This is a genomic window from Bradyrhizobium sp. SZCCHNR2028, assembly GCF_032380995.1.
Lineage (GTDB): Bacteria > Pseudomonadota > Alphaproteobacteria > Rhizobiales > Xanthobacteraceae > Bradyrhizobium.
The window spans coordinates 1-23,058 of sequence record NZ_JAUHJF010000015.1 but is presented as its reverse complement, the minus strand read 5'-3'; the positions used below and the strand labels follow the sequence as shown (position 1 = coordinate 23,058).

At 65.5% G+C, this 23,058-nt stretch carries 16 protein-coding genes and 1 pseudogene; 6 read left to right on the top strand and 11 right to left on the bottom strand.

Annotated features, from left to right (window positions below):
- Positions 1-4: 4 nt before the first annotated feature.
- The 3 genes from QX121_RS22050 to QX121_RS22040 form a co-directional block, all read right to left on the bottom strand.
- A complete protein-coding gene (locus QX121_RS22050) occupies positions 5-3,103 on the bottom strand; it encodes a MexW/MexI family multidrug efflux RND transporter permease subunit (protein ID WP_315737193.1) in 3,099 nt (1,032 codons plus the stop codon).
- Between the two features lie 84 nt (positions 3,104-3,187).
- Complete coding sequence (locus tag QX121_RS22045) at positions 3,188-4,378, bottom strand: efflux RND transporter periplasmic adaptor subunit (RefSeq protein ID WP_315813021.1); 1,191 nt, start codon at positions 4,376-4,378, stop codon at positions 3,188-3,190.
- 1 nt (position 4,379) lies between these two features.
- Positions 4,380-5,066 (bottom strand): helix-turn-helix domain-containing protein, encoded by a 687-nt coding sequence (locus tag QX121_RS22040; RefSeq protein WP_315737712.1) that lies wholly within the window; start codon positions 5,064-5,066, stop codon positions 4,380-4,382.
- Positions 5,067-5,345: 279 nt separating this feature from the next.
- Here QX121_RS22040 and QX121_RS22035 point away from each other — a divergent pair, with 279 nt between their 5' ends.
- The gene (locus tag QX121_RS22035; RefSeq protein ID WP_315779550.1) at positions 5,346-6,563 is read left to right on the top strand and encodes a cytochrome P450; all 1,218 of its coding nucleotides are present in this window, start codon (positions 5,346-5,348) and stop codon (positions 6,561-6,563) included.
- 908 nt (positions 6,564-7,471) lie between these two features.
- Here the strand turns inward: QX121_RS22035 and QX121_RS22030 are convergent.
- The 3 genes and pseudogenes from QX121_RS22030 to QX121_RS22020 all read right to left on the bottom strand — a co-directional run.
- Positions 7,472-7,669: pseudogene (locus QX121_RS22030) on the bottom strand (NAD(P)H-binding protein); the annotation flags it as partial.
- Positions 7,670-7,682: 13 nt separating this feature from the next.
- A complete protein-coding gene (locus tag QX121_RS22025) occupies positions 7,683-8,531 on the bottom strand; it encodes a VOC family protein (protein WP_315779548.1) in 849 nt (282 codons plus the stop codon).
- On the bottom strand, positions 8,528-9,787 hold the full coding sequence (locus QX121_RS22020; protein WP_315737188.1) for a Glu/Leu/Phe/Val dehydrogenase: 1,260 nt from the start codon (positions 9,785-9,787) through the stop codon (positions 8,528-8,530). Before QX121_RS22020 ends, QX121_RS22025 begins: the two co-directional genes overlap by 4 nt.
- A gap of 205 nt (positions 9,788-9,992) precedes the next feature.
- Here QX121_RS22020 and QX121_RS22015 point away from each other — a divergent pair, with 205 nt between their 5' ends.
- Positions 9,993-10,886 (top strand): sugar kinase, encoded by an 894-nt coding sequence (locus QX121_RS22015; protein ID WP_315779861.1) that lies wholly within the window; start codon positions 9,993-9,995, stop codon positions 10,884-10,886.
- 20 nt (positions 10,887-10,906) lie between these two features.
- Positions 10,907-11,815 (top strand): ribokinase, encoded by a 909-nt coding sequence (rbsK, locus tag QX121_RS22010; protein WP_315813020.1) that lies wholly within the window; start codon positions 10,907-10,909, stop codon positions 11,813-11,815.
- Here rbsK and QX121_RS22005 read toward each other — a convergent pair.
- A complete protein-coding gene (locus tag QX121_RS22005; protein WP_315813019.1) occupies positions 11,812-13,047 on the bottom strand; it encodes an NAD(P)/FAD-dependent oxidoreductase in 1,236 nt (411 codons plus the stop codon). The two genes, rbsK and QX121_RS22005, sit on opposite strands and share 4 nt — an antisense overlap.
- 150 nt (positions 13,048-13,197) lie before the next feature.
- On the opposite strand from QX121_RS22005, the gene QX121_RS22000 reads away from it, so the two are divergent.
- Positions 13,198-13,983, top strand: a complete 786-nt coding sequence (locus QX121_RS22000; protein WP_315813018.1) for an enoyl-CoA hydratase/isomerase family protein — start codon at positions 13,198-13,200, stop codon at positions 13,981-13,983.
- An 8-nt stretch (positions 13,984-13,991) separates the two neighbouring features.
- Here QX121_RS22000 and QX121_RS21995 read toward each other — a convergent pair whose 3' ends face one another.
- On the bottom strand, positions 13,992-15,698 hold the full coding sequence (locus QX121_RS21995; protein WP_315813089.1) for an IlvD/Edd family dehydratase: 1,707 nt from the start codon (positions 15,696-15,698) through the stop codon (positions 13,992-13,994).
- A gap of 137 nt (positions 15,699-15,835) precedes the next feature.
- Positions 15,836-16,654, bottom strand: coding sequence for an NAD(P)-dependent oxidoreductase (locus QX121_RS21990; RefSeq protein ID WP_315776410.1), 819 nt, complete (start codon positions 16,652-16,654; stop codon positions 15,836-15,838).
- 89 nt (positions 16,655-16,743) lie between these two features.
- On the opposite strand from QX121_RS21990, the gene QX121_RS21985 reads away from it, so the two are divergent.
- The gene (locus tag QX121_RS21985; protein WP_315813017.1) at positions 16,744-17,712 is read left to right on the top strand and encodes an SMP-30/gluconolactonase/LRE family protein; all 969 of its coding nucleotides are present in this window, start codon (positions 16,744-16,746) and stop codon (positions 17,710-17,712) included.
- 112 nt (positions 17,713-17,824) lie between these two features.
- Here QX121_RS21985 and QX121_RS21980 read toward each other — a convergent pair whose 3' ends face one another.
- Entirely contained in the window at positions 17,825-19,255 is a 1,431-nt protein-coding gene (locus tag QX121_RS21980) for an aldehyde dehydrogenase family protein (protein WP_315813016.1), read from the bottom strand.
- A gap of 485 nt (positions 19,256-19,740) precedes the next feature.
- Positions 19,741-22,110 carry a transketolase gene (locus QX121_RS21975; protein WP_315813015.1) on the bottom strand — a complete coding sequence of 790 codons (2,370 nt, stop codon included), beginning with the start codon at positions 22,108-22,110 and terminating at the stop codon, positions 19,741-19,743.
- Positions 22,111-22,249: 139 nt separating this feature from the next.
- On the opposite strand from QX121_RS21975, the gene QX121_RS21970 reads away from it, so the two are divergent.
- A complete protein-coding gene (locus QX121_RS21970; protein ID WP_315737180.1) occupies positions 22,250-22,711 on the top strand; it encodes an Lrp/AsnC family transcriptional regulator in 462 nt (153 codons plus the stop codon).
- Positions 22,712-23,058: the final 347 nt, after the last annotated feature.

Here is a 23,058-nt window from a genome sequence, read left to right as displayed (position 1 = left end):
CTGCTCACGTCGCCTTCAGCGCGTGGTCGGTCTCGGCGTCGAACTGGGCGATCTGCCGGGCGCGCTGCGACTTGGCGGCGGCCTGGTGGTCGGTGGCGATGACGGTGTAGACGGCCGGCAGCACGAACAGCGTGAACAGCGTGCCGATCGACATGCCGGCGACGACGACGAGGCCGATCGAGAAGCGGCTGGCGGCGCCGGCACCGGTCGCGGTCAAGAGCGGGATCAAGCCGGTGACCATCGCCGCCGTCGTCATCAGGATCGGCCGCAGGCGGATGCGCGCGGACGTCTCGATGGCGGTGCGGCGGTCCATCCCCTCGTTGAGTTGCAGCTCGTTGGCGAACTCCACCATCAGGATGCCGTGCTTGGTGATCAGGCCGACCAGCGTCAGCAGGCCGACCTGGGTGTAGATGTTCATGGTCGCGAGGCCGAAGAACAGCGGGATCAAGGCGCCGACGATCGCCATGGGCACGCTGATCATGATGACGAACGGATCGCGCAGGCTCTCGAACTGCGCCGCCAGCACCAGGAAGATGATGATCAGCGCGAAGCCGAAGGTGATGGCGAGCTGGTTGCCTTCCTGGACGTATTGACGGGCGTCGGCGAGATAATCGTGGCTGAAGCCGGACGGCAGGTTCTTGGCCTGCTTCTCCAGGAAGTCGACGGCCTGCCCGACCGTGACGCCGGGCATCGGCACGGCGGAGAAGGTCGCCGAGTTGAGCTGGTTGAAATGCGTCAGCGAGTTCGGGTCGGTCGCGGTCTCGATGTTGACCACCGTCGACAGCGGCACCTGCTGGCCGGCGGCGGTCGCGACATAGTAGCCCGACAGCGATTCCGGCGACAGCCGCTTGTCGCGCGGCACCTGCGGGATCACCTGATAGGAGCGGCCTTCGAGGTTGAAGCGGTTGATGTAGTTGCCGCCGAGCAGCACCGCGAGCGTGTTGCCGATCGACTGCATGGTGATGCCGAGATCGCTCGCCTTGCTGCGATTGATCCAGACCTTGACCACCGGCTGGTTGAACTCGAGGTCGCTGTCGGAGACGATGAACATTCCGCTCTTGCGCGCGGCGTCTTTCAGCTTGGCCATCTGCTCATAGACCGCCTGGAAGCCGCTGGTCGAGCTGATCACCATCTGCACCGGCAGACCGCCGGGGCCGCCCGGCAGCGCCGGCAGGTTGAAGGCGAAGGCGTTGATGCCCTCGATCTTCGACAGCTCCGCCTGCACCAGCGGCTTCAGCTTGATCGAGGAGCGCGTGCGCTCATCCCAGGGCTTGAGCAGCATGCCGGCAAAGCCGCCCTGCGGGCCGAGGATGCCGTTCAGAACGAAGCGAAGGTCGGTCTCAGGGAACTTCGCGAACGCCTTGTCGACCTTGTCGGTGTAGAAGTTGATGTAGTCGATGTTGGCGTATTTCGGCGCCTTGGTGATCGAGAACACGATGCCCTGATCCTCCTCCGGCGCCAGCTCCTTCGAGGTGTGCATGTAGAGGAAGCCGACCAGGCCGAGGATCGTCAGCGCGAACAGCGCGGTCACCGGCCGGTAGTCGAGCGAGCGGTCGAGCCGGCGGCCGTACCAGCGCGTCATCGCGCCGAACACCCGGTTGACGAGGCGCGCGAAGCGGCCCTCATCGGCGCTCTTCAGCAGCACCGAGCACATCATCGGCGACAGCGTCAAAGCAATGACTCCCGACACAATGACGGAGCCGGCGAGCGTGAAGGCGAACTCACGGAATAGCGAGCCGGTCAGACCGCCGAGGAAGCCGATCGGCGCATACACCGCCGCCAGCGTGATGGTCATTGAGATGACCGGACCGACGATCTCGCGCGCGCCCTGCAATGCAGCCTGCACCGGCGCCTTGCCCTCCTCCAGATGGCGGTGGATGTTCTCCACCACGACGATGGCGTCGTCGACGACGAGGCCGATCGCCAGCACCATGGCCAGCAGCGTCAGCAGATTGATGCTGAAGCCGAACGCCAGCATCATCGTGCAGACGCCGATCAGCGACAGCGGGATGGTCACCACGGGGATGATGACCGAGCGCAGCGACGCCAGGAACAGGAAGATGACGACGATGACGATCAGGACGGCTTCGCCGAGCGTATGCTCGACCTCGTCGATCGAGGACTGGATGAATTTGGTGGAATCATAGGCCACCTTCATCTTCATCGATGGCGGCAGGTTGCGCTCGAGGTCGGGGAACAGCGCGCGCACACCCTTGACGATGTTGAGCGGGTTGCCCTGCGGCGTCGCGTCGACGCCGATGAAGATCGCGCGCTCGCCGCTGAAGGCGACGCTGGCATCGGTGCTCTGCGCCGCGAGCTCGACGGTGGCGATGTCCTCCATGCGGACGAAGCCGCCGTCCTTGGCCTTGACGATCATCCGCTTGAACTGGTTGACGTCGGTCAGGCCGGTATTCGTCGTGATGTTGGAAACGATGAAGTAGCCCTTGGCCTGGCCGGCCGCGGACTGGAAGTTGTTGGCCGCGATCGCCGCCGCGACATCCGTCGGCGACACGTTGCGGCCGGCCATCTTCTCGGGGTTCAGCCAGATCCGCATCGCGAAGGTCTGGCCGCCGAGAATGTTGGCCGCAGCGACGCCGTCGACCGTCGACAGCACCGGCTGCACCACGCGCGTCAGATAGTCCGAGATCGCCGATCCCGACAGCTCCTCGCTGGAGAAGCCGAGATACATCACCGACGTCGTCTGCCCCGTGGTCTTGGTCACGATCGGGTCGTTGGATTCCTTCGGGATGAGGTAGCGGACCGAGTTGACCTTGGCGAGCACCTCGGTGAGCGCCTGGTTCGGATCGAAGTTGAGCTTGATGAAGACCTGGATCGTGCTGGTGCCCTGCACCGAGGACGAGGTGATGTAGTCGACGCCCTCGGCGGACGCGACCGCCTGCTCCAGCGGCGTCGTGATGAAGCCCTGGATGAGGTCGGCGGATGCGCCGGGATAGACGGTCGTGACGTTGACGACCGTGTTGGACAGCTTCGGATATTGCCGGATCGGCAGCTCGAACGCGGCGCGCAGGCCGAGCAGCAGGATGAGCAGGCTGACGACGACCGACAGCACCGGGCGCTTGATGAAGATATCGGTGAAACGCATCGCGGCAATCTCGTCAGCAGGAGGCGGGTGAGGTGCGGGCGGGCCGCCTCATGGCGGCGGCCCGGCATTGGCTCAGAGGCTCGCTCAGTAGCGCGGCGGCTTCGCCGGCACCGGCGGCGGCGGATCGGTCGAGATCGCGACGGCAGCGCCGGACTGGATCTTGAGCTGGCCGACGGCGACGACGCGATCGCCCTCCTTCAGGCCCTTCAGGACCACCGCGCGGCCATTGATGCGATCTCCGGTCTGCACATAGATCCGGTCGGCCGTGAGCGCGGTCTTGCCGTCGTCGGTCTTCTTCTCGTTGATCACGAACACCGAGTCGCCATAGAGCGTGTAGTCGACCGCGGTCTCCGGCACCGTCAGCACCGGCGGCTTCTCCGGCAGCACCACGGTGGCGGTGGCGAACATGCCCGGCTTCAGGATGCGCTCCGGATTGGCGATCGTCGCCTGCACGCGGATGTTGCGGGTGTCGGTCGCGATCTGCGGCTCGATCGTGGTGATCTTGCCTTCGAAGGTCCGGCCCGGATAGGCATCGACGCCGATGCGGACGGTCTGGCCGACCTTGAGCTGGCCGCTGTCCTTCTCCGTCACGGTGAAGTTCACCCACAGCTCCGACAGATCGGTCAGCGACACGATCTGCGTGCCGGCGCTGAGATACTGGCCGACCTCGACCTTGCGGACGCCGAGATCGCCGTCGAACGGCGCGCGCACCAGCTTCTGCGCGATCAGCGCCTCGGTCTTGGCGATGCCGGCCTGCGCCTGGTCGTAGGCGGCCTGGGCCTGGTCGACGGTCGCCTGCGGCCCGAACTGGCGCGATGCCAGCTGCTTGGCGCGATCGAGCGACAATTGCGCCACGGTCACCTGGGCCTTGTAGTTGGCGAGATCGCCCTGATCCGGCGCGTCATAGAGCTGCACCAGCGGCGCGCCCTGCTTCACCGTGGAGCCCGGGGTGAACATGATGTCGGTGATGCGGCCGCTGACGTCCGAGGTCACGTTGACCTGGTGCACGGCGGCGAGATCGCCGACGGCCGTCAGCAGGTTCGGCACGTTCTCCGGGCTCGCGGTCGCGACGGTGACGCTGATCGGCGGCGGCTTCATGTTGGCGAAGAACTGCGCGATCATCTTGTCGCGGAACATGTTGAACCACACGAGGCCGCCGACCAGCGCCGCGAGCAGGCCGCCGATCACGATGAACCACAGCACCGGGCGGGTGCGCTTGCGCGGCTTGTCGTCGACCGGCTTTCCGGAGAGCTTGGGTTCGGTCGCAATGTTCATGTCATGCACTTTCTGCCGTCGCCGGCCGGACCGGAGGTTGCGACAATTCGTGATCGAGGTAGCACGCAATGGCGGCGTCGGTCAGTCCGATGCCGCGCAGGATGAATTCGCTGAGCTGGCGCTCCAGGCTCGCCGCAGTTCCATACGGCACACATGGAACGGATGGAAGCCGCGTCAATGCCGCCATCAACACGGTGTGATGCGCGAACCAGAACAGGTCGCGGGGCGCGGCCACTAAGCGCACGGCGTCACCGGAGGCAACGGCTGTCACCAGCGAGTCAACGAACTTGGCGCCGATGAGATCATCGATCTTCGCATACAGCAGCCTTGCGAATTCGCCATCATCGAGATGGCTCGACGCCATCAGCCGCAGCCGCTGCTCTTCTTCCTCATTGGGGCCGTCGGCAATGCCGAGGAAATGCCGGACCATCCCGGCCATCAGCATGACCAGCGTCGCGGTCGAAGGTTCCTGGCTGAGCAGCACCTCGAAATCCGGATCGGTCTCGCACTCCTCGGTGAGGATCTCCGCATACAGCGCCGCCTTGGAGGGGAAATGCTTGAACAGCAGCGCTTCCGAGATCGCCGCTGCGGCAGCCACGCTCTTGGTCGTGGTGCCGGCATAGCCATGACGCGCGAAGCAGCGCTTGGCTGCACCGAGGATCAGCTGCCTGCGGAGATCGCTTGTCATGCGCAAAGTGGACATCGGCCGTGAGTAAATACTCACTTGATCTATGTCAAGAAAGATGCCGCGGCGCAGCAGGGTTTGGCGGCCAAGTCCCTGAAATCGCTGGCGGGATTTCACCGTCACCAAAGGCAATTCTATACCTCTGAAAGCGGCGGATCTGCGGCAGGGCGGGCGGTCCGATCCTGCCCGCGGTGCCCGGCGCTGCCGGGTGGCACATTTTCTTCTGCTGCCGGCCGTGCGACGGTCGCAGCAACAAACGAGACTCGGCCGGGAGGACCATCGATGACCGACGACGCAGCGCTCGCCAGCCAGTTCGATCTCGAGCGCCTGACGCCTGAGTTCTACGCCGATCCCTACCCGACCTACCGCGCGCTGCGCCAGCATGCGCCGGTCAAGCGCCTCCGCAGCGGCTCCTATTTCCTCACCCGCTACGACGATCTCGTCACCGCCTACAAGGCCACGAAGACGTTCTCGTCCGACAAGAAGCGCGAGTTCGCGCCGAAATATGGCGACACGCTGCTCTACGAGCATCACACGACGAGCCTCGTGTTCAACGATCCCCCGGCGCACACGCGGGTGCGCCGCCTGATCATGGGCGCGCTGTCGCCGCGGGCGATCGCCGAGATGGAGCCCGCTCTGATTGCGCTCGTCGATGGGCTCCTGGACCGGATTGCAGCGAAGGACAGATTCGAGCTGATCGAGGATTTCGCCGCGGCGATCCCGATCGAGGTCATCGGCAACCTGCTCGGCGTGCCGCACGAGGAGCGCGGCCCCTTGCGCGACTGGTCGCTTGCCATCCTCGGCGCGCTGGAGCCGGTGCTGACGCGCGAGCAGCTTGCCCGCGGCAACCAGGCGGTCGGCGATTTCCTCGCCTATCTGGAAACGCTGGTCGCACGCCGCCGCGCGGCACCCGGCAATCCGGAGCGCGACGTGCTGACGCGCCTGATCCAGGGCGAGGCCGACGGCGAGCGTCTGAGCGAAAAGGAGCTCCTGCACAATTGCATCTTCCTGCTCAATGCCGGACACGAGACCACCACCAATCTGATCGGCAACGGCCTCGTCCTGCTGTGCCAGCATCCGGCCGAGCGCGAGAGGCTGATCGAGGCCCCCAACCTGATCCGCACCGCCGTCGAGGAAATCCTGCGCTACGAGAGCTCCAACCAGCTCGGCAACCGCATGACCACCGAGCCGGTCACGCTCGGCGACATCACGCTCGAGCCCGGCACCTCCGTTACGCTGTGCATCGGCGCTGCCAACCGCGATCCCGCCCAGTTCGACGATCCCGAACGCTTCGACATCACCCGCCTCGCCAACCGCCACCTCGCCTTCGGCACCGGCGCCCATCAATGCGCAGGGATGGCGCTGGCAAGGCTGGAGGGCGCGGTGGCGATCTCGCGGTTTCTGGCGCGGTTTCCGAACTATCAGCTCGACGGCGCCCCGGTGCGCGGCGGACGGGTGCGGTTTCGGGGATTCATGAACGTGCCTTGCGTGGTCGGCTGAGGCGAGGATCACGTTGTGCGGAGTGACCGGAGCACCTCAGTCTGTGATTTGTAGGGCGGATGAGCGAAGCGTAATCCGCCGCTGACACGGCCGGATGCTGTCGAAAGACCCGCATTTCATCAGCGATATCTCCTCGCCGGTCACAACCAGCGCTCAAGCGACGCGTTGTGACATGCATGTTCACTGCTGCCGGCGCGGCGGATTACGCTTCGCTCATCCGCCCTACGCGCTGCTGTCGGAAAGTCTGACCGGCTACATAAAGAAGGCGATACTCGCCCGCTCCGGCCGACACCCACTCCTCGAAAAAATCTCTTTCTTTTTTTCAGAATTGATGTATACGTTCTCCCGTCCCGCCTCACAAGAGGGGCGCTTCGCGGTCGTCACGAACGTCGAGTGCGGGATGCGGTGGGCGTGTTGGTGCTGCAGCGTGGGTGATCCCTGCGCCGACGAACGGCAGCGATGCGCACGGTCAAGTCGCGTGGTCCTGATACCCCGATGCTGGTATTACGCCTGCGTTGGCGCTCACGCGTCGCGCGGGCAACGGTGGCCAGAAAGCCCGGCGCACCGGGGAGAACGCGAAGCAGCCGTGAAAACCATCGCGCGGGGAATGCCGGGTGTTCTCGGCTGAACCTGTGGTTCCTGCCGCCTGCATTTTTTCCGCAGGCGGGCCATGGGTGCGGCCAGCGCCCGGCATTCCCCGTGCCCTCTTCCCAAGGAGGGCAGGACGATCAGCAAAGCTCGGACGCGAAAACGCGCCGCGAGATGGTGAACTCATGTCTCACCGCCCCGACACAACTCTCACCATCGTCATTGCGAGCGAAGCGAAGCAATCCAGGGCCGCGCACGCGACTCTGGATTGCTTCGTCGCTTCGCTCCTCGCAATGACGGGGAGACAGACGGGACTCAACGGTCGGGCGGACGATCGAGTAGGTCAGCCCCTGCTCCAGCAGATGCGCTTCGAACGCCAGCTTGGCCTTCTGGAACGCCAGCAGCGGCTTCTGCACGCAGATGGCGGACAGCAGGACGAAGTGACTCACACCAGCACTCCGTGCAGCATCCAGCGCGTTCACATGGGCTTGATAGTCGATCGCCTGGGCATCCGTCGGCTCGGCTTCGACCTCACTCCGCCGCGCGCGGGGTCTTCTCGAGGATCAGCGTGTGGATGCCGCAGGTGCCGCTGTAGAGGCTCATCACCCGCGTGCCTGGCTTGCGGCCGGCGCGCGGCTCGGAGACCTGCAGGCCGGCCGCGAGCAGCCGCGCGCGCGTCGCCTCGATGTCGGCGACACGCCAGCTCAGGCCCCACAGCTTGTCATGGGCCTTGTCGTTGCCGGCGACCGGCCGCTTCACCACCTCGACGATCAGGTCGCCGCAGCGGAAGAACATCAACTGCCCCCATTCCTGATGGCTGCGGTCGAGCGCCATGTCGAGCCCGAGCCGCGCGCCGTAGAGCGCGGCGGCGCGTTCGGGATCCTCGGTCGAGATCACGATATGGTCGAGGCCGAGCACGGCCGTATCGGCGGTCTTGGCGGACGGCGGGCGCGGCTCGGCAAGCTCGAGGAAGAACATGCGCACGCCACGCGTGAGATCGGTCATGGCGCGGGTGCGCTTCCAATGCAGCGTCTGGCCCGAGACGCGATCGGTGTTCTCGACCTCGGTGATCGGGTCCGGCTTCAGCGCCACGCGCTCCAATCTGCGATGCATCTTGGCGATGTCGTTGGTGGCAAAGCAGATGCTGGCGAGCCCCTCGCCCCAGATCTTGATGACGTTGCGGATGCGGTCGGCCGCCACGCTCTGGCCCATCGGGGCCATCAGCTCCAGGCTCATATTGTCGAGCGTGAACAGGACGCGATCGGCGCCCTCGCCCGAATTCTGCCAGGACGGCTTGCGCGCCAGCAGCGTCTCGAACGCGGCGCTGCCGGCCTGGACGTCCTGCAGCAGGACGACGACGTGGTCGAGCCCGGTGATCACGGAAACAGCCCTCGCGAGTTCTTGGCGGCACGCACCTTCTCCACTCCGATCGCCATCGCCGCGGTCCGGTGGGAGATGCCGTCGGCCTTGCCGCGCGTCAGCATGCGCTCGAAGGCACGGTCGAGGATCTGGTACTCCCTGCGCATCACCTCCTCTTCCTCCCAGAACAGCTGCTGCAGATCCTGCACCCATTCGAAATAGCTGACGATGACGCCGCCGGAATTGCAGAGAATGTCGGGAATGAGGAAGATCTCGTTGCGGCGCTGGTCGAGCACCAGATCGGCATCCGGCGTGGTCGGACCATTGGCGGCTTCCGCAATGACGCGGCATTTCAGGTTCGCCGCCACCTTGGCGTCGATCACGCGCTCGACGGCCGCCGGCACGAGGATGTCGCAGGCCAGGGTCAGGATCTCCCGCGGATCGAAGGCGAGCTCGGTGGAGAAGCCGGCAATGCTGCCGTGCCTGGCGGCGTGCGCCATCAAGGCCGGGATGTCGAGACCACGGGGATCATGGAGGGCGCCGGTGTGATCGCTGACCGCAATCACCTTCATGCCCATCTGGTGGAAGCCGAGCGCGGCATAGGAGCCGACATTGCCAAAGCCCTGCACGACCGCGGTGGACTTGGTCGGGTCGATGCCCAGCTCATCCATCACCCGCCTCGACACATGGGCGACGCCGCGGCCGGTCGCCTCGCGGCGACCCAAGGTGCCGCCGGAGAACACCGGCTTGCCGGTCACGATCTCCATCACCGTCTGCCCCTGGTACATGGAATACGTGTCCATGAACCACGCCATCACCTGCTCGTTTGTGCCCATGTCGGGCGCCATCACGTCGGTGTGCGGCCCGACGAAGGGGATCATCTCCTGCATGTAGCGGCGGGACAGCGATTCGAGCTCGCGCCGGGACAGCTTGGACAGATCGACGTTGACGCCGCCCTTGGCGCCGCCATAAGGCAACCCGACGAGGGCGCACTTCCAGCTCATCCAGATCGCCAGCGCCGCCACCTCGCCGATGTCGACGGTGGGAGCAAAGCGCGTGCCGCCCTTGGTCGGTCCCATGGTCAGGAGGTGCTGGACCCGGTAGCCTTCATAGACCGCGATCGTGCCGTCATCCTTGTGGATCGGACACGAGACGGTGATCGCCCGCTTCGGCAAGAGAAGCCGGTCCCGCTCGTCGGCTGGGATGCCAAGATGGTCGGCGATCACGTTGAACTGATTGGTCGCCATCTCGAAGACCGGACCCGCATAGACAGTCATATTCCACTCCCGAATCTGCGTTTCTGCAGGCCGGCAACCATAGCGCGACCCGAGCGCCGGCGGCAGGGGGCCACCGGTAGCAGACGGCCGATCTCAACCACCATGGTGACGATTTGACGAAGAATTTCAGCGTTGATCCGCTTTGACCGCTTGCTAATCTGCGGCGCCGGGGCCGCGATCACCCCTTAGTGAGACAGAAATGGCAATGCAGGCCCTCTTCATCGGACAGACCTACATCGACGTGACGTTCATCACCGACCACATGCCGACGGGGGACGAGAAGCACGTGGCCTCCGACTATGCCGTCTCGTTCGGCGGCAATGCGGTGACTGCGGCATTTTGCTGCGCCAAGCTCGGCATCGTGCCCGACCTGATCGCCACCGTTGCGAATGACTGGCTCGGGCGGATGTTCCAGGACATGACCGCGAAATACGGCATCTCCGTCCACCCCCGGAAGGTCAATGCCTCCTCGCTGTCCTTCATCATGCCGAAGGACGGCAAGCGCGCGATCGTGCGTTGCCGCGACGATGCGCATATCCACCCGTTCCCGCTGCTCAATCTCGGCAATTGCCGGGCGCTGCATGTCGACGGCCACCAGCCCGACGCCGCGTTGCATTATGCCAAGCTGTGCCGCGAGGCCGGCGTCCTGACCTCGCTGGACGGCGGCGGCCTGCGCACCAACACCCATGAGCTCCTGGAATATATCGACGTCGCGATCGTGGCCGAGCGGCTGTGCGAGCAGATGGACCTCACGCCGGAGAAGATGCTCGACTACCTGAAGAGCCGCGGCTGCCGCATCGGCGGCGTCACCCAAGGCGAAAAGGGCCTGCTCTGGTATGACGAGGTCGGCGCCGTGCATACGCTGCCGGCCTATCCGATCCCGCGCGAACGCGTGATCGACACCAACGGCGCCGGCGACGTCTTCCACGGCGCCTATGTGTATTCGTACCTCGCCAATCCGGCGAAGGGCTGGAAGGAGCATTTCGAGTTCGCGCGCGCGGCCTCGACGTTCAAGATCCAGAAGCTCGGCAACGAGGCCGGCCTGCCGACCCTCGCCGACATCGAGCTGGTCAGGCAGGAATTCGAGGCGCGCGTCTAGCGGTTGTGGGGAGCAAGCGGATGGGGCGGGTCGTCGTCGCCGGCAGCATCAACATGGATGTGGTGGCGGCGGCCGAGCGCCATCCGCGCATCGGCGAGACCGTCGCCGGCCGGTCGGTGATGTACTTTCCCGGCGGGAAGGGAGCGAACCAGGCGGTCGCCGCAGCCAAGCTCGGCGCGCCGACGGCGCTGATCGGCCGGCTCGGTCGCGACGCCTTCGGCGAGCAGTTGCGCGCATTTCTCACGGCTCAGGGCATCGATCTCACTGCCGTGAAGGACAGCGCCAGCGCGTCGACCGGCACCGCGATCATCACGCTGGCCAAGGCCGACAACACGATCGTGGTGATATCAGGCGCCAACGCCGAGGTCAGCGCCGACGATGTGGCACAGGTGTCTCTTGGCTCGGGAGACGTGGCCGTCAGCCAGTTCGAAATTCCGCAGGCGACGATTATAGCGTTCTTCCAGCGTGCCAAATCGGCCGGCGCCACCACGATCCTCAACCCCGCCCCGGCGAGCGCCTTCGACAGCACGCTGTTCGCGCTGGTCGATGTGCTCGTGCTGAACGAAACCGAGCTCAGTTTCCTGGCCGGGATCGAACTCGGCAACGCGCCGACGCCGCAGCAGGTGAATGAGGCGGTTCGCGCGCTCGAGCCTCGCGACGACCAGACGGTCTGCGTCACGCTCGGCGCGCGCGGCGCGGTCGCGGTTTCTGGCGCCGAGGCCAGGCTGGTCGAAGGCCGCGCGGTCAAGGCCGTCGACACCACCGGCGCCGGCGACTGCTTCGTCGGCGCGCTGGCCGCGCGGCTGTCGCAGGGCGCGGCGATCGCGGATGCGATCGGCTATGCCAACATCGCCGCATCGATCTCGGTGCAGCGGATGGGTGCCGGCCCTTCGATGCCGACCGCAGAGGAGGTGCGCGCGCTGCTCTAAGCGAGAGCGCTCTTCAGGTCGAAGCTGGGATCAGCGGCTTTGGCTGCATCCAAGGTGCCGCCCGCAGCCAGCAACTTGCGGCCGAACATATGGTCGCCGGCACGGTTGACGGACTCGATGCCGACCAGCCGGCCCTCTTTGTAACAGAACGCTGAGAATGCCTTTTGCGTGGGATCACCGCGCAGCACGACCTGGTCATAGCCCGTGGTGAGCCCCGCGATCTGGAGCTTGTCATTGCCCTGGTCGCTCCAGAACCACGGCTGTCCGTCATAGGGCTTGACGTCGCCCGTCAGCCGCGCCGCGACGCAGCGGGCATGATCGGTGGCGTTCTGCACCGACTCCAGCCGCAGCGTGCCGCCGAAGCGCTGGCTGACGAACAGGGCGCAGTCGCCGATGGCCGAGATATGCGGATCGCTGGTCAGCAGATATTCGTCGACGACGATGCCGGAGGCGACCTGCAATCCAGCCTCGGCGGCGAGCTCGACATTCGGCAGCACGCCGACGCCGACCACGACGAGGTCAGCGGGGATGTGCCGACCATCGCTGAGGCTGACGCCGGTGACGTTGTTGCCGTCGGCCTCGATGCTGGTGGCCTGCACGCCGAGATGGATGCGCACGCCGGCATCGGCATGCTGTTTCTGGAAGTAGTCGGAGATTTCCGCCGTCACCGCCCGCGCCATCACCCGCGCGCCGAGCTCGAGCACGTCGACCTCGAGCCCTTTGATGCGTGCGGTGGCCGCGAATTCGAGGCCGATGAAGCCGGCGCCGATCACGACGACCCGCTTGGCATCGCCCAGCAAGGTCCTGAGCGCTTCGCTGTCGTCGAGGATGCGCAAGTAACGGACCGCCGGGAGGCTGGCATTGGGAATGTCGAGCAGGCGGTTGCGCGCACCGGTCGCGAACACGAGGTGCCCATAGTCGAGCGTCCTGCCGGAGGCGAGCAACACCTTGCGCTGATCGCGCTGAACAGAGACGGCACGATCATAGACGAGATCGATGGTCTGGTCCGCGTAGAACTTCTGCGGCCGAAACATCAAGGTTTCGGGACCGCCGGTGCCCTTCAGATACGCCTTCGACAGCGGCGGGCGCTGATACGGCAGATGCGGCTCGTCGTTGATCAGGTGAATGGGATCGGCAAAGCCTGCCTGACGCAGCGAGGTCGCGAGCTGGAAACCCGCATGCCCCGCACCCACGATCACAACCGGTCCCTTCGTCACTGCGTCCTGCCCCATTCTGTCCATATCCCGTGTTTGCACGCCATGTCTGCTGCGGGTTTACCTCCCGTCATGCCAGCCGAGCCGGGTTGTCGCAGACTTCCCCGGCATTGTCACCGGCCTGCTGTGCGCTTTAAATGCGGCAACAACCATGCAAGGGAGGATTGAATGTCGGACGCAGCCGCGGACCCCGCTCGCCTGAGCATTGACGGCCCGATCGCGACCATCACGCTGGACCGACCGGCAGCGTTCAACGCCATCAACCTCGCCATCGCGCAGCGCCTGGAACAGCTCGCGGCGCAGGTCGAGGCGGACCCGACCATCCGGGTGCTCGTCCTCAAGGGCGAAGGCCGCGCCTTCTGCGCCGGCGGCGACCTGCAGACGATCGGCGCTGCCGCCGAGACCGACACCATCACGCCTGTCGTGAGCGAGCTGCTGCACCACTACCACGCCTTCATCGCGAGCCTGCGGCGCATGCACAAGATCGTGCTCGCCAGCGTTCACGGCTCCGCCGCCGGTGCTGGGATGTCGCTGGCCTTCGCGGCCGATCTCTGCATTGCGGCCGAGGATGCGCGCTTCACGCCGGCCTATGCCAAGCTCGGCGTCTCGCCCGACGGCGGCGGCACGGTCGGTGTCATTACGACCGTCGGTGTGCGGCGCGCGCTGCAGATATTCCTGGCCGAGGACAGCTTCACGGCGGCGCAGGCATACGAATGGGGACTGGTCGCGAAAATCGTCCCGGCCTCCGAGCTCGTCGCAGCTACCGACGCGCTGGCTGCGCGGCTGGCGCAGAACATGCCAGCTGGGCTCGCGGCGACCAAGGCGCTGATCCATCGCGCACCGACCAGCGCGGTCGAGGATCAGCTCGCCGCCGAGCGCGACGCAATCATCAACTGCATGCACACGGATGAATTCCGCGCCGCCGTGAAGCGGTTCACCAGCAAAGGAAAGTAGGACTGCGCTCACCCCTTCCCTTTCCGGCGCATGAAGTCGAAATCGCAGCCGTCGTCGGCCTGCAGGATCGTCTCATGAAAGAGGTGCGCATAGCCGCGCTCCGCCCATTCCGGCGTCGGGGCTTGCTTCAGCGCAGCTCGGCGCCGGTCCAGCTCGGCGTCGTCGACCAGCAGGTCAATGCTGCGCTTGGCGACGTCGAGCCGGATCATGTCGTCGGTCCGCACCAGCGCCAGCGGCCCGCCGACGGCGGACTCCGGCGTGATGTGAAGGACGATGGTGCCAAAGGCGGTGCCGCTCATGCGCGCATCGGAGATCCGCACCATGTCCTTGGTGCCGCCGCGCGCGAGCTTCTTCGGGATCGGCAGATAGCCGGCCTCGGGCATGCCCGGGGCGCCTTTGGGCCCGGCGTTGCGCAGCACCAGGACGTCGTCCGCCGAGACGTCGAGAGCGGGATCATCGACCCGCAAGGTCATATCCTCGATCGACTCGAACACGACGGCGCGCCCGGTGTGCTGCAGCAGCTTGGGGCTCGCGGCCGAATGCTTGATGACGGCTCCGCGCGGCGCCAGGTTGCCGCGCAGCACCGCGAGCCCGCCCTCCGGCTTGATCGCGTCGTCGCGCGAGCGGATCACGTCCTGCCCCGGCACGTCCTCGGCGGCAGCCACGATGTCGCGCAGCGGTTGGCCGGTGATCGAGCGGCAATCGAGATCGATGAGATCACCGAGCTGCTTCATCAGCTTCGGCACGCCGCCGGCGTGGTGGAAATGCTCCATGTAGTGATCGCCGGATGGCTTGAGATCGACCAGCACCGGCACCTCGCGGCCGATGCGGTCGAATGCATCGAGATCGATTGTGTGCGGGGTCCGGCCAGCGATCGCGGTGAGATGCACCAGGCCATTGGTCGAGCCGCCGATTGCCTGCAGCACCACCTGCGCATTCTTGAAAGCGGACGGCGTCAGCAGCTCGCTCGGTTTCGGCCCCTTGGCCTTGGCCATCTCGGCCGCGACGCGTCCGCTGGCTTCGGCCGAACGGAAGCGCTCGGCATGCGGCGCGGGAATCGTTGCGCTCATCGGCAGCGACAATCCGAGGGCCTCGGTGATGCAGGCCATCGTCGAGGCCGTTCCCATCACCATGCAGGTGCCGACCGACGGCGCCAGCCGGCCGTTGACCGCCTCGATCTCGCTGCCGTCCATCTCGCCGGCGCGATACTTCGCCCACAGCCTGCGGCAATCGGTGCAGGCGCCGAGCACCTCGCCCTTGTGATGACCGACCACCATCGGACCAACGGGGATGACCACCGTCGGCAGGTCGGCCGATACCGCCGCCATGATCTGCGCCGGCAAGGTCTTGTCGCAGCCGCCGATGACGACAACCGCATCCATCGGCTGGGCACGGATCATCTCCTCGGTTTCCATCGCCATCAGGTTGCGCAGATACATCGAGGTCGGATGCGCGAAGCTCTCGGCGATCGAGATCGTCGGAAACACGAACGGCATCGCGCCGGACAGCATGACCCCGCGCTTCACCGCTTCTAGGATCTGCGGCACGTTGCCATGGCAGGGGTTGTAGTCGCTGTAGGTGTTGGTGATGCCGACGATGGGCCGGTCGAGCGCGTCGTCCGAATAGCCGGCGGCCTTGATGAAGGCCTTGCGCAGGAACAGCGAGAAGCCGGCATCGCCGTAGGCAGTCAGTCCCTTGCGCAGGCCATCGGTCATGGTCTTCTCTTCTTTCATTCTCAACGTCATTCCGGGGCGCGCGAAGCGCGAACCAGGAATCCAGAAGTTGTCTTGCGCTCTCACATCGAGATTCCGGGTTCGCGTCCTGCGGACGCGCCCCGGAATGACGACGCCAATTACCCCCAGTCGATGATCCGGCTGGTGTCGCCATCGAACTCGGTGGTGCAGAAAGCGCCGCCCTGGAAGTAGTCGCCGATCGGATCGGCGGGCAGCTTGGCTTGCTCCGCAAAAGCATGCTCGCGGAAATCCTCGGCGCGGCCGGTCGGGCGATAGCCGAGATCGTAGGCGCGCTGATTGTCCCACCAGGCGCGCTCGTTCAACGAGGCGCCATAGAGCACATCGAAATGAATGTCCGGATGCTCGAGGCCGATGCGGCAGAGCTGGACCAGATCCTCCGGCTTCAGCCAGATCGACAGCCGGCGCCGGTCGAGCGGCTTGTCGCCGAAATTGCCGATGCGGATGCACGTCACCTTCAGCCCGTGCTTGTCGGCATAGAGCGAGCCGAGCGCTTCGCCGAACACCTTGCTGACGCCGTAGCGGCCGTCGGGACGCGGTTGCACGTCGTTGTCGATCTTGCGATGGCGCGGATAGAAACCAACCGCGTGGTTTGACGACGCGAACACCACGCGCTTGACGCCCTTGCGGCGAGCCGCCTCGAACAGGTTGTAGCCGCCGATGATGTTGGCCTGCAGGATGTCATTCCATGGACCTTCGACCGAATAGCCGCCGAAATGGATGATGCCGTCGATGCCATCGCACAGTGCTTCGACCTGGGAGAGGTCGGCAAGATCGGCCGCCTTGAACGTCTCCTGGCTGGAGAGATCGGCAGGCGGTCGGAGATCGCTGAGCAGAAGGTCCGGATAGATCGGCGGCAGCAGCTTCCGCAAGGAAGTGCCGATTCCACCGCTCGCTCCGGTCATCAAGATACGTGGCATTTCATCCCTCGTGTTCGGCCCGCAGGTTTGCGGTCATTGCTTGCGGATGATAGCAGAGATCGTAACGGTGCAATAACAGGACCGGCCAGATGTCCGACGGAAACGCTCACGCCCAGGGCTTTCGCCCTGCCACCTTCTATCCCGATCCGGCGATCCAGGCGCTCGATCCGCGCTTCGAGAAATACTGGCTCAAATTGTCGGCCGTCGAGCGGCTGGCGACGGGCCTGCGCTGGGCCGAAGGGCCGGTGTGGTTCGGCGACGGCCGCTATCTCTTGTGCAGCGACATTCCCAACCAGCGCATCCTCAAATGGGAGGAGGAGACCGGGGCTGTCTCGGTGTTCCGCAAGCCCTCCAACTTCGCCAACGGCAACACCCGCGACCGGCAGGGCCGGCTGGTCACCTGCGAGCATGGCGGCCGCCGCGTCACCCGCACCGAATATGACGGCTCGATCACGGTGCTGATCGACAGCTTCGACGGCAAGCGGTTGAATTCGCCGAACGACGTCGTGGTCAAATCCGACGGCTCGATCTGGTTCACCGATCCGACCTTCGGACTGCTCGGCAATTACGAGGGCTACAAGGCCGAGCCCGAGATCGACGCCAACGTGTACCGGATCGACGGCACCACCGGCCGGGCGACCATCGTCGCCGAGGGCGTGCTGGGGCCGAACGGGCTGTGCTTCTCGCCCGACGAGAGCATCCTCTACGTCGTCGAATCCCGCGGCGCGCCGACCCGCAAGATCCTCGCCTACGACGTCTCCGGCGACGGTACCAACCTTACCAACAAGCGCATCCACATCGATGCCGGCCCGGGCACGCCGGACGGCATGCGCTGCGACATCGACGGCAATCTCTGGTGCGGCTGGGGCATGGGCACGCCCGAGCTCGACGGCGTCATGGTGTTCGCGCCCGACGGCGCGCCGATTGGCCGCATCGCTCTGCCCGAGCGCTGCGCCAATCTCTGCTTCGGCGGGCTGAAGCGCAACCGGCTGTTCATGGCCGCCAGCCAGTCGATCTACGCGCTCTACGTGAATACGCAGGGCGCGCTGGGGGGCTAAGCTTCCACCGAGTAGGGTGGGCAAAGGCGCGGAGCGCCGTGCCCACCAGCTCTGTTGTTGGCGTGAATGGTGGGCACGCTGCGCTTTGCCCACCCTACACGTCCTCACGCGATCAAGCCGCGTTGTAGCCCGCGACCGCCTTGACCTCGAGATATTCCTCGAGACCGAAGCGGCCCCATTCGCGGCCATTGCCGGACTGCTTGTAGCCGCCAAACGGCGCGGTGCGGTCGTTCGGGACACCTTGAAGGTTGACGTTGCCGGCGCGGATCTTGCGGCCGACCTCGCGGGCCTTCTCGATCGTCGGGGCCGTGACGTATCCGGCAAGACCATAGGGCGTGTCGTTGGCGATACGCACCGCCTCGTTCTCGTCCTTGGCCCCGATGATCACCAGCACCGGCCCGAAGATCTCCTCGCGCGAGATCGTCATCTCGGGCTTGACGTCGGCGAAGATCGTCGGCCGCACGTAGAAGCCCTTGTTGACGCCCTCGGGCAGGCCGGGACCGCCGGCGACGAGCGTGGCGCCCTCCTCGATGCCCTTGTTGATCAGGGCCTGGATCTTGTCCCACTGGCCGCGATTGACGACCGGGCCGATCGTGGTGCCTTCGCCACGCGGATCGCCGGCCTTGGTCTTGTCGGCAACGCCCTTCGCGATGGCAGCCACTTCCTTCATCCGTGCGGCCGGCACGATCATGCGCGACGGCGCGTTGCAGGACTGGCCGGAATTGTTGAACATGTGCATGACGCCGCCCGTCACCGCCTTGACCAGATCGGCCCCCTCCAGGATCACGTTCGGCGACTTGCCGCCAAGCTCCTGGCTGACGCGCTTCACGGTCGGCGCGGCGCGCTTGGCGACGTCGATGCCGGCGCGGGTCGAGCCGGTGAACGAGATCATGTCGATGTCCGGATGCTCGCTCATGGCGGCACCGACCTCCGGCCCGAGGCCGTTGATCAGGTTGAACACGCCCTTCGGCACGCCGGCCTCGTGCAGGATCTCGGCGAAGATCAGCGCCGAGGTCGGGGTGAACTCCGACGGCTTCAGGATCATGGTGCAACCCGCGGCCAGCGCCGGGGCGACCTTGCAGGCGATCTGGTTGAGCGGCCAGTTCCAGGGCGTGATCATGCCGACAACGCCGACCGGCTCGCGCACCACCACGGACGCCGGCAGCGTCTCCTCGAACTCATATTTCTTCAGCACATCGAGCGTCGACATCAGATGGCCGAGACCGGCGCCCGCCTGCAGCTTCTCCGCCATCGGCAGCGGCGCGCCCATCTCGTCGGAGATGGCAGCACCGATTTCCTTCATGCGGCCCTTGTAGACGGCGATGATCTTCTCGAACAGCGCGACGCGCTCCTCGCGCGAGGTCTGCGAGAACGTCTCGAAGGCGCGCTTGGCGGCGGCGACCGCCTTGTCGACATCGGCCTTGGAGCCCAGCGCAACCTCGTACATCGCCTCTTCAGTCGCCGGATTCACGACCGGCGTGGACTTCTTGACGACCGGATCGACCCAGGCGCCGTCGATGTAGAATTGCAGGCGATTGACCATCGGAAAACCTCTTCACGTGGAAGCATCTGGAGGGGGCGGCAGCACGCGGCCGGCATCCTGGCACGCGCGATCCGCGGGATGAACCCGCCACATGCGGGGACCGGGGTTGCGTCCCGCGGATATAGGAGCAAGGCCGCGACCGGCGCAAGCCGACGGACCTGCGTTTCGTCGCCGCTCCATTTTGCATCGCAGCAAATGCGATTGCGGCGATCATTCCGGATGGCAGAATTCCCAGTCCTGCAGATTCATTTTCAACATGTGAACTGCTTCACATCGTGGCCCGGTCGTGCCGATTACTCTCTCCTTCATAGACAGCCCAGCATCTCGAAAGGACGCTGGAAAACATTTCACAACGAATGACTTCGCCAGTTTTTATTGCGTAGCTTTTCAGCACCTAGCCCTTTTGCTCCAAGTTGCGACGCCGTCTCCTTCATCCAGGTGGGGGAGACGGCGCAGCTGTTTTCAGCTCCCTCTTCCCCCCGCCCTCACACCGCCATCTTGCGATGCCGCACCGGAGCGCCGGTGAGGCTCTCGGCCGCATCGATGATCGCGTTGGCATCCATGCCGTTGTGGCGATAGAGATCGTCGATCGTGCCGGTCTGGCCGAACTTTTCGACGCCGAGCGCCTCGACACGATGGCCGCGCACCGAGCCGAGCCAGCCGAGCGTCGCCGGATGGCCGTCGATCACGGTGACGATGCCGCAATCGCGCGGCAGCGGCGCCAGCAACTGCTCGACATGACTGAGATGCTGCACGCCGCGGCGATGCCGGCGCAGGCTGCGCGCCGCCGTCCATCCCGCATGCAGCCGGTCCGCCGAGGTGATCGCGAGCAGGCCGACGTCGCGCCGGGACTCGCCGATCAGGCCGGTGGCCTCGATCGCCTCCGGCGCGACCGCGCCGGTATAGGCGACGATCACCTCGGCATTCGGCCCCGGCTTGCGCAGCCAATAGGCGCCGGCGGCGATGTCGGATTCCAGCTCCGGCGTCATGATCCGCTGCGGCTGATCGATGGTGCGCGTCGATAGCCGCAGATAGAGCGAGCCGCCCTCGCCTGCCCCGCGCTGCATGTGGGCAAAGCCCCATTTCATGATCGCGGCGAGCTCATCGACGAAGGCCGGCTCGAACGACGACAGCCCGTCCTGCGCCATGCCGATCAGCGGTGTCGCAATCGACTGATGCGCGCCGCCTTCCGGTGCCAGCGTCACGCCCGACGGCGTCGCTGCCACCATGAAGCGGGCATCCTGATAGCAGGCGTAGTTCAGCGCATCGAGGCCGCGCTCGATGAAGGGATCGTACAAGGTCACCACGGGCAGCAGCCGGGCGCCATTGATGGCGTGCGACAGGCCGAGCGCGGAGGCCATGATGAACAGGTTCATCTCGGCGATGCCGAGCTCGATGTGCTGGCCCTTCGGCGATGCCGCCCAGTTGAAGGTCGACGGGATCTTCTCGCTACGGAACAGGTCGGCCTTCTCGGCGCGCGCGAACAGGCCGCGGCGGTTGACCCAGGCGCCGAGATTGGTCGACACGGTGACGTCGGGCGACGACGTCACGATGCGCGAGGCCAGCGCGGTGTCGCTGCGCGCGAGATCGTTGAGGATCAGGCCAAAGCCCTGCTGCGTCGACATCTGCGCCGCGGCCGTGAAGGTCAGCCGCTCCGGCACGTCGAACACGGCATCGTCGAGCCGGCGGCCATCGCGATTGAACGGCACGGCGGCGAGAAACGCCTCCAGCTTGGCCGGGTCCTGCTTCAGCCCTTCGAACTTGTCCCACTCATGGCCGGGGCGGATGTTCTGCTGGGCGCGCCATTTCTCCATCTGCGCCACCGTCATCAGGCCGGCGTGATTGTCCTTGTGGCCCTGGAACGGCAGGCCAACACCCTTGATCGTGTAGGCGATGAAGCAGACCGGGCGGTCGTGATCGATGGACTCGAACGCCTCGAGCATGCTCGCCATGTCGTGGCCGCCGAGATTGGACATCAGCGCCAGCAGCTCGTCGTCGCTGCGCTTGTCGAGCAGCCGCGTGACGTCGCCCTGATCGCCGATGTCGTCCTGGATGTGCTTGCGGAAGGCAGCGCCGCCCTGAAAGCACAGCGCCGCGTAGAGCGCGTTCGGGCAGTTGTCGATCCAGCGCTTCAACGCCTCGCCGCCGGCTTCCGCAAACGCCTCACGCATCAGCCGACCGTATTTCACGATCACCACGTCCCAACCGAAATTGCGGAACATGGTCTCGAACTTCTCCCACAGGCCTTCGCGCACGACTGCGTCCAGGCTCTGGCGGTTGTAGTCCACGATCCACCAGGTGTTGCGCAGGCCGTGCTTCCAGCCCTCCGCCAGCGCCTCGAAGATGTTGCCCTCGTCCATCTCGGCATCGCCGACCAGCGCGATCATGCGGCCTTCGCGGCGGTCCTTCATCCAGCCATGCGCCTTGACGTAGTCCTGCACCAGCGACGAGAACAGCGTCTGAGCGACGCCGAGGCCGACCGAGCCGGTCGAGAAATCGACGTCGTCGATGTCCTTGGTGCGCGAGGGATAGGACTGCGCGCCCTTGAAGCCGCGGAAATTCTCCAGCTTCTCGCGGGTCTGCCGGCCGAACAGATACTGGATGGCGTGAAACACCGGGCTGGCATGCGGCTTCACCGCGACGCGGTCCTCCGGGCGCAGCACCGAGAAGTACAGCGCCGACATGATGGTCGCGAGCGAGGCCGAGGAGGCCTGGTGGCCGCCGACCTTGAGGCCGTCAATGTTCGGCCGGATGTGGTTCGCGTGATGAATGGTCCAGGACGACAGCCACAGCGCCTTGCGGGCCAGCGCGTTCAGCATGTCGAGACGGTCTGACGGTGCGGATGGCGTGGCCATGGCGCGGCTCCCGGGGGATTGTTTGGATTCTGCAAGCCTAATCCTGTCGACGAGACCATAATTCTCAAATTTTCGCGTATCACAGGCTATTATTGGGATATTTTCCCATCTGATCACTCCTTCTAGGGATACCATCCCAATGCCTGACCTCGACGCCATCGACCGCAAGATCCTCGCCCATCTCCAGGCCGACGGCCGCATCACCATGCAGGAGCTCGCCGACAAGGTCGGGCTGTCGGTGTCGCCCTGTCACCGCCGCGTCAAGCTGCTGGAGGAGCGCGGCGTCATCACCCGCTACATCGCCACCGTCGACCAGAAGGCGCTGGGGCTGCACGTCTCCGTCTTCATCTCCATCAAGCTGGCGCGGCAGAAGGAGGAGGATCTGAAGCGGTTCGAGAAGGCGATCTCGGCCTGGCCCGAGGTGCTGGAGTGCTATCTGATGACGGGGAATCGCGACTACCTGCTGCGCGTGGTCGCGGCTGATCTCTCCTCCTATGAAGCGTTCCTGAAAACCAAGCTGACTCGTCTCGACGGCATCGCCTCGATCGAAAGTAGCTTTGCGCTGAGCCAGGTGAAGTATTCGATCGCGCTGCCGGTGTGAGGCCAGCTGCCTCAGCAATCTCAGCTGTCGTCCCGGCGAACGCCGGGACCCATACTCCGCGGCAGTTATTGTGAAGAAAGATGGGTCGACATCGTGCGCAACAAAATCTCCCTGGGGTTATGGGTCCCGGCGTTCGCCGGGACGACACTGGAATCCTGGGCGAGAGCGCTCGTCCGCCCCCAACGCCGGCGATCTATCGCCACATGCGTTCGCAGTCCCGCGGCGCGTTGCGCCCGAGCTATGCTGATCGCTTCACCCTCCTCGACAACAGAGGGCGCAGGGAAGGCCGGGCGCTGGCCGATCGGGATAGGGGGGAGTCTCGCGACTCCACCCCTCCCACACCACCG

Coding starts and splice junctions, on each gene's coding strand:
- QX121_RS22045 (WP_315813021.1), bottom strand. CDS start 4,378: ATGAACATTGCGACCGAACCCAAGCTCTCCGGAAAGCCGGTCGACGAC.
- QX121_RS22035 (WP_315779550.1), top strand. CDS start 5,346: ATGACCGACGACGCAGCGCTCGCCAGCCAGTTCGATCTCGAGCGCCTG.
- QX121_RS21985 (WP_315813017.1), top strand. CDS start 16,744: ATGTCCGACGGAAACGCTCACGCCCAGGGCTTTCGCCCTGCCACCTTC.
- QX121_RS21975 (WP_315813015.1), bottom strand. CDS start 22,110: ATGGCCACGCCATCCGCACCGTCAGACCGTCTCGACATGCTGAACGCG.
- QX121_RS22050 (WP_315737193.1), bottom strand. CDS start 3,103: ATGCGTTTCACCGATATCTTCATCAAGCGCCCGGTGCTGTCGGTCGTC.
- QX121_RS21970 (WP_315737180.1), top strand. CDS start 22,250: ATGCCTGACCTCGACGCCATCGACCGCAAGATCCTCGCCCATCTCCAG.
- QX121_RS22020 (WP_315737188.1), bottom strand. CDS start 9,787: ATGACTGTCTATGCGGGTCCGGTCTTCGAGATGGCGACCAATCAGTTC.
- QX121_RS21980 (WP_315813016.1), bottom strand. CDS start 19,255: ATGGTCAATCGCCTGCAATTCTACATCGACGGCGCCTGGGTCGATCCG.
- QX121_RS22015 (WP_315779861.1), top strand. CDS start 9,993: ATGCAGGCCCTCTTCATCGGACAGACCTACATCGACGTGACGTTCATC.
- rbsK (WP_315813020.1), top strand. CDS start 10,907: ATGGGGCGGGTCGTCGTCGCCGGCAGCATCAACATGGATGTGGTGGCG.
- QX121_RS21990 (WP_315776410.1), bottom strand. CDS start 16,654: ATGCCACGTATCTTGATGACCGGAGCGAGCGGTGGAATCGGCACTTCC.
- QX121_RS21995 (WP_315813089.1), bottom strand. CDS start 15,698: ATGACCGATGGCCTGCGCAAGGGACTGACTGCCTACGGCGATGCCGGC.
- QX121_RS22040 (WP_315737712.1), bottom strand. CDS start 5,066: ATGACAAGCGATCTCCGCAGGCAGCTGATCCTCGGTGCAGCCAAGCGC.
- QX121_RS22005 (WP_315813019.1), bottom strand. CDS start 13,047: ATGGGGCAGGACGCAGTGACGAAGGGACCGGTTGTGATCGTGGGTGCG.
- QX121_RS22000 (WP_315813018.1), top strand. CDS start 13,198: ATGTCGGACGCAGCCGCGGACCCCGCTCGCCTGAGCATTGACGGCCCG.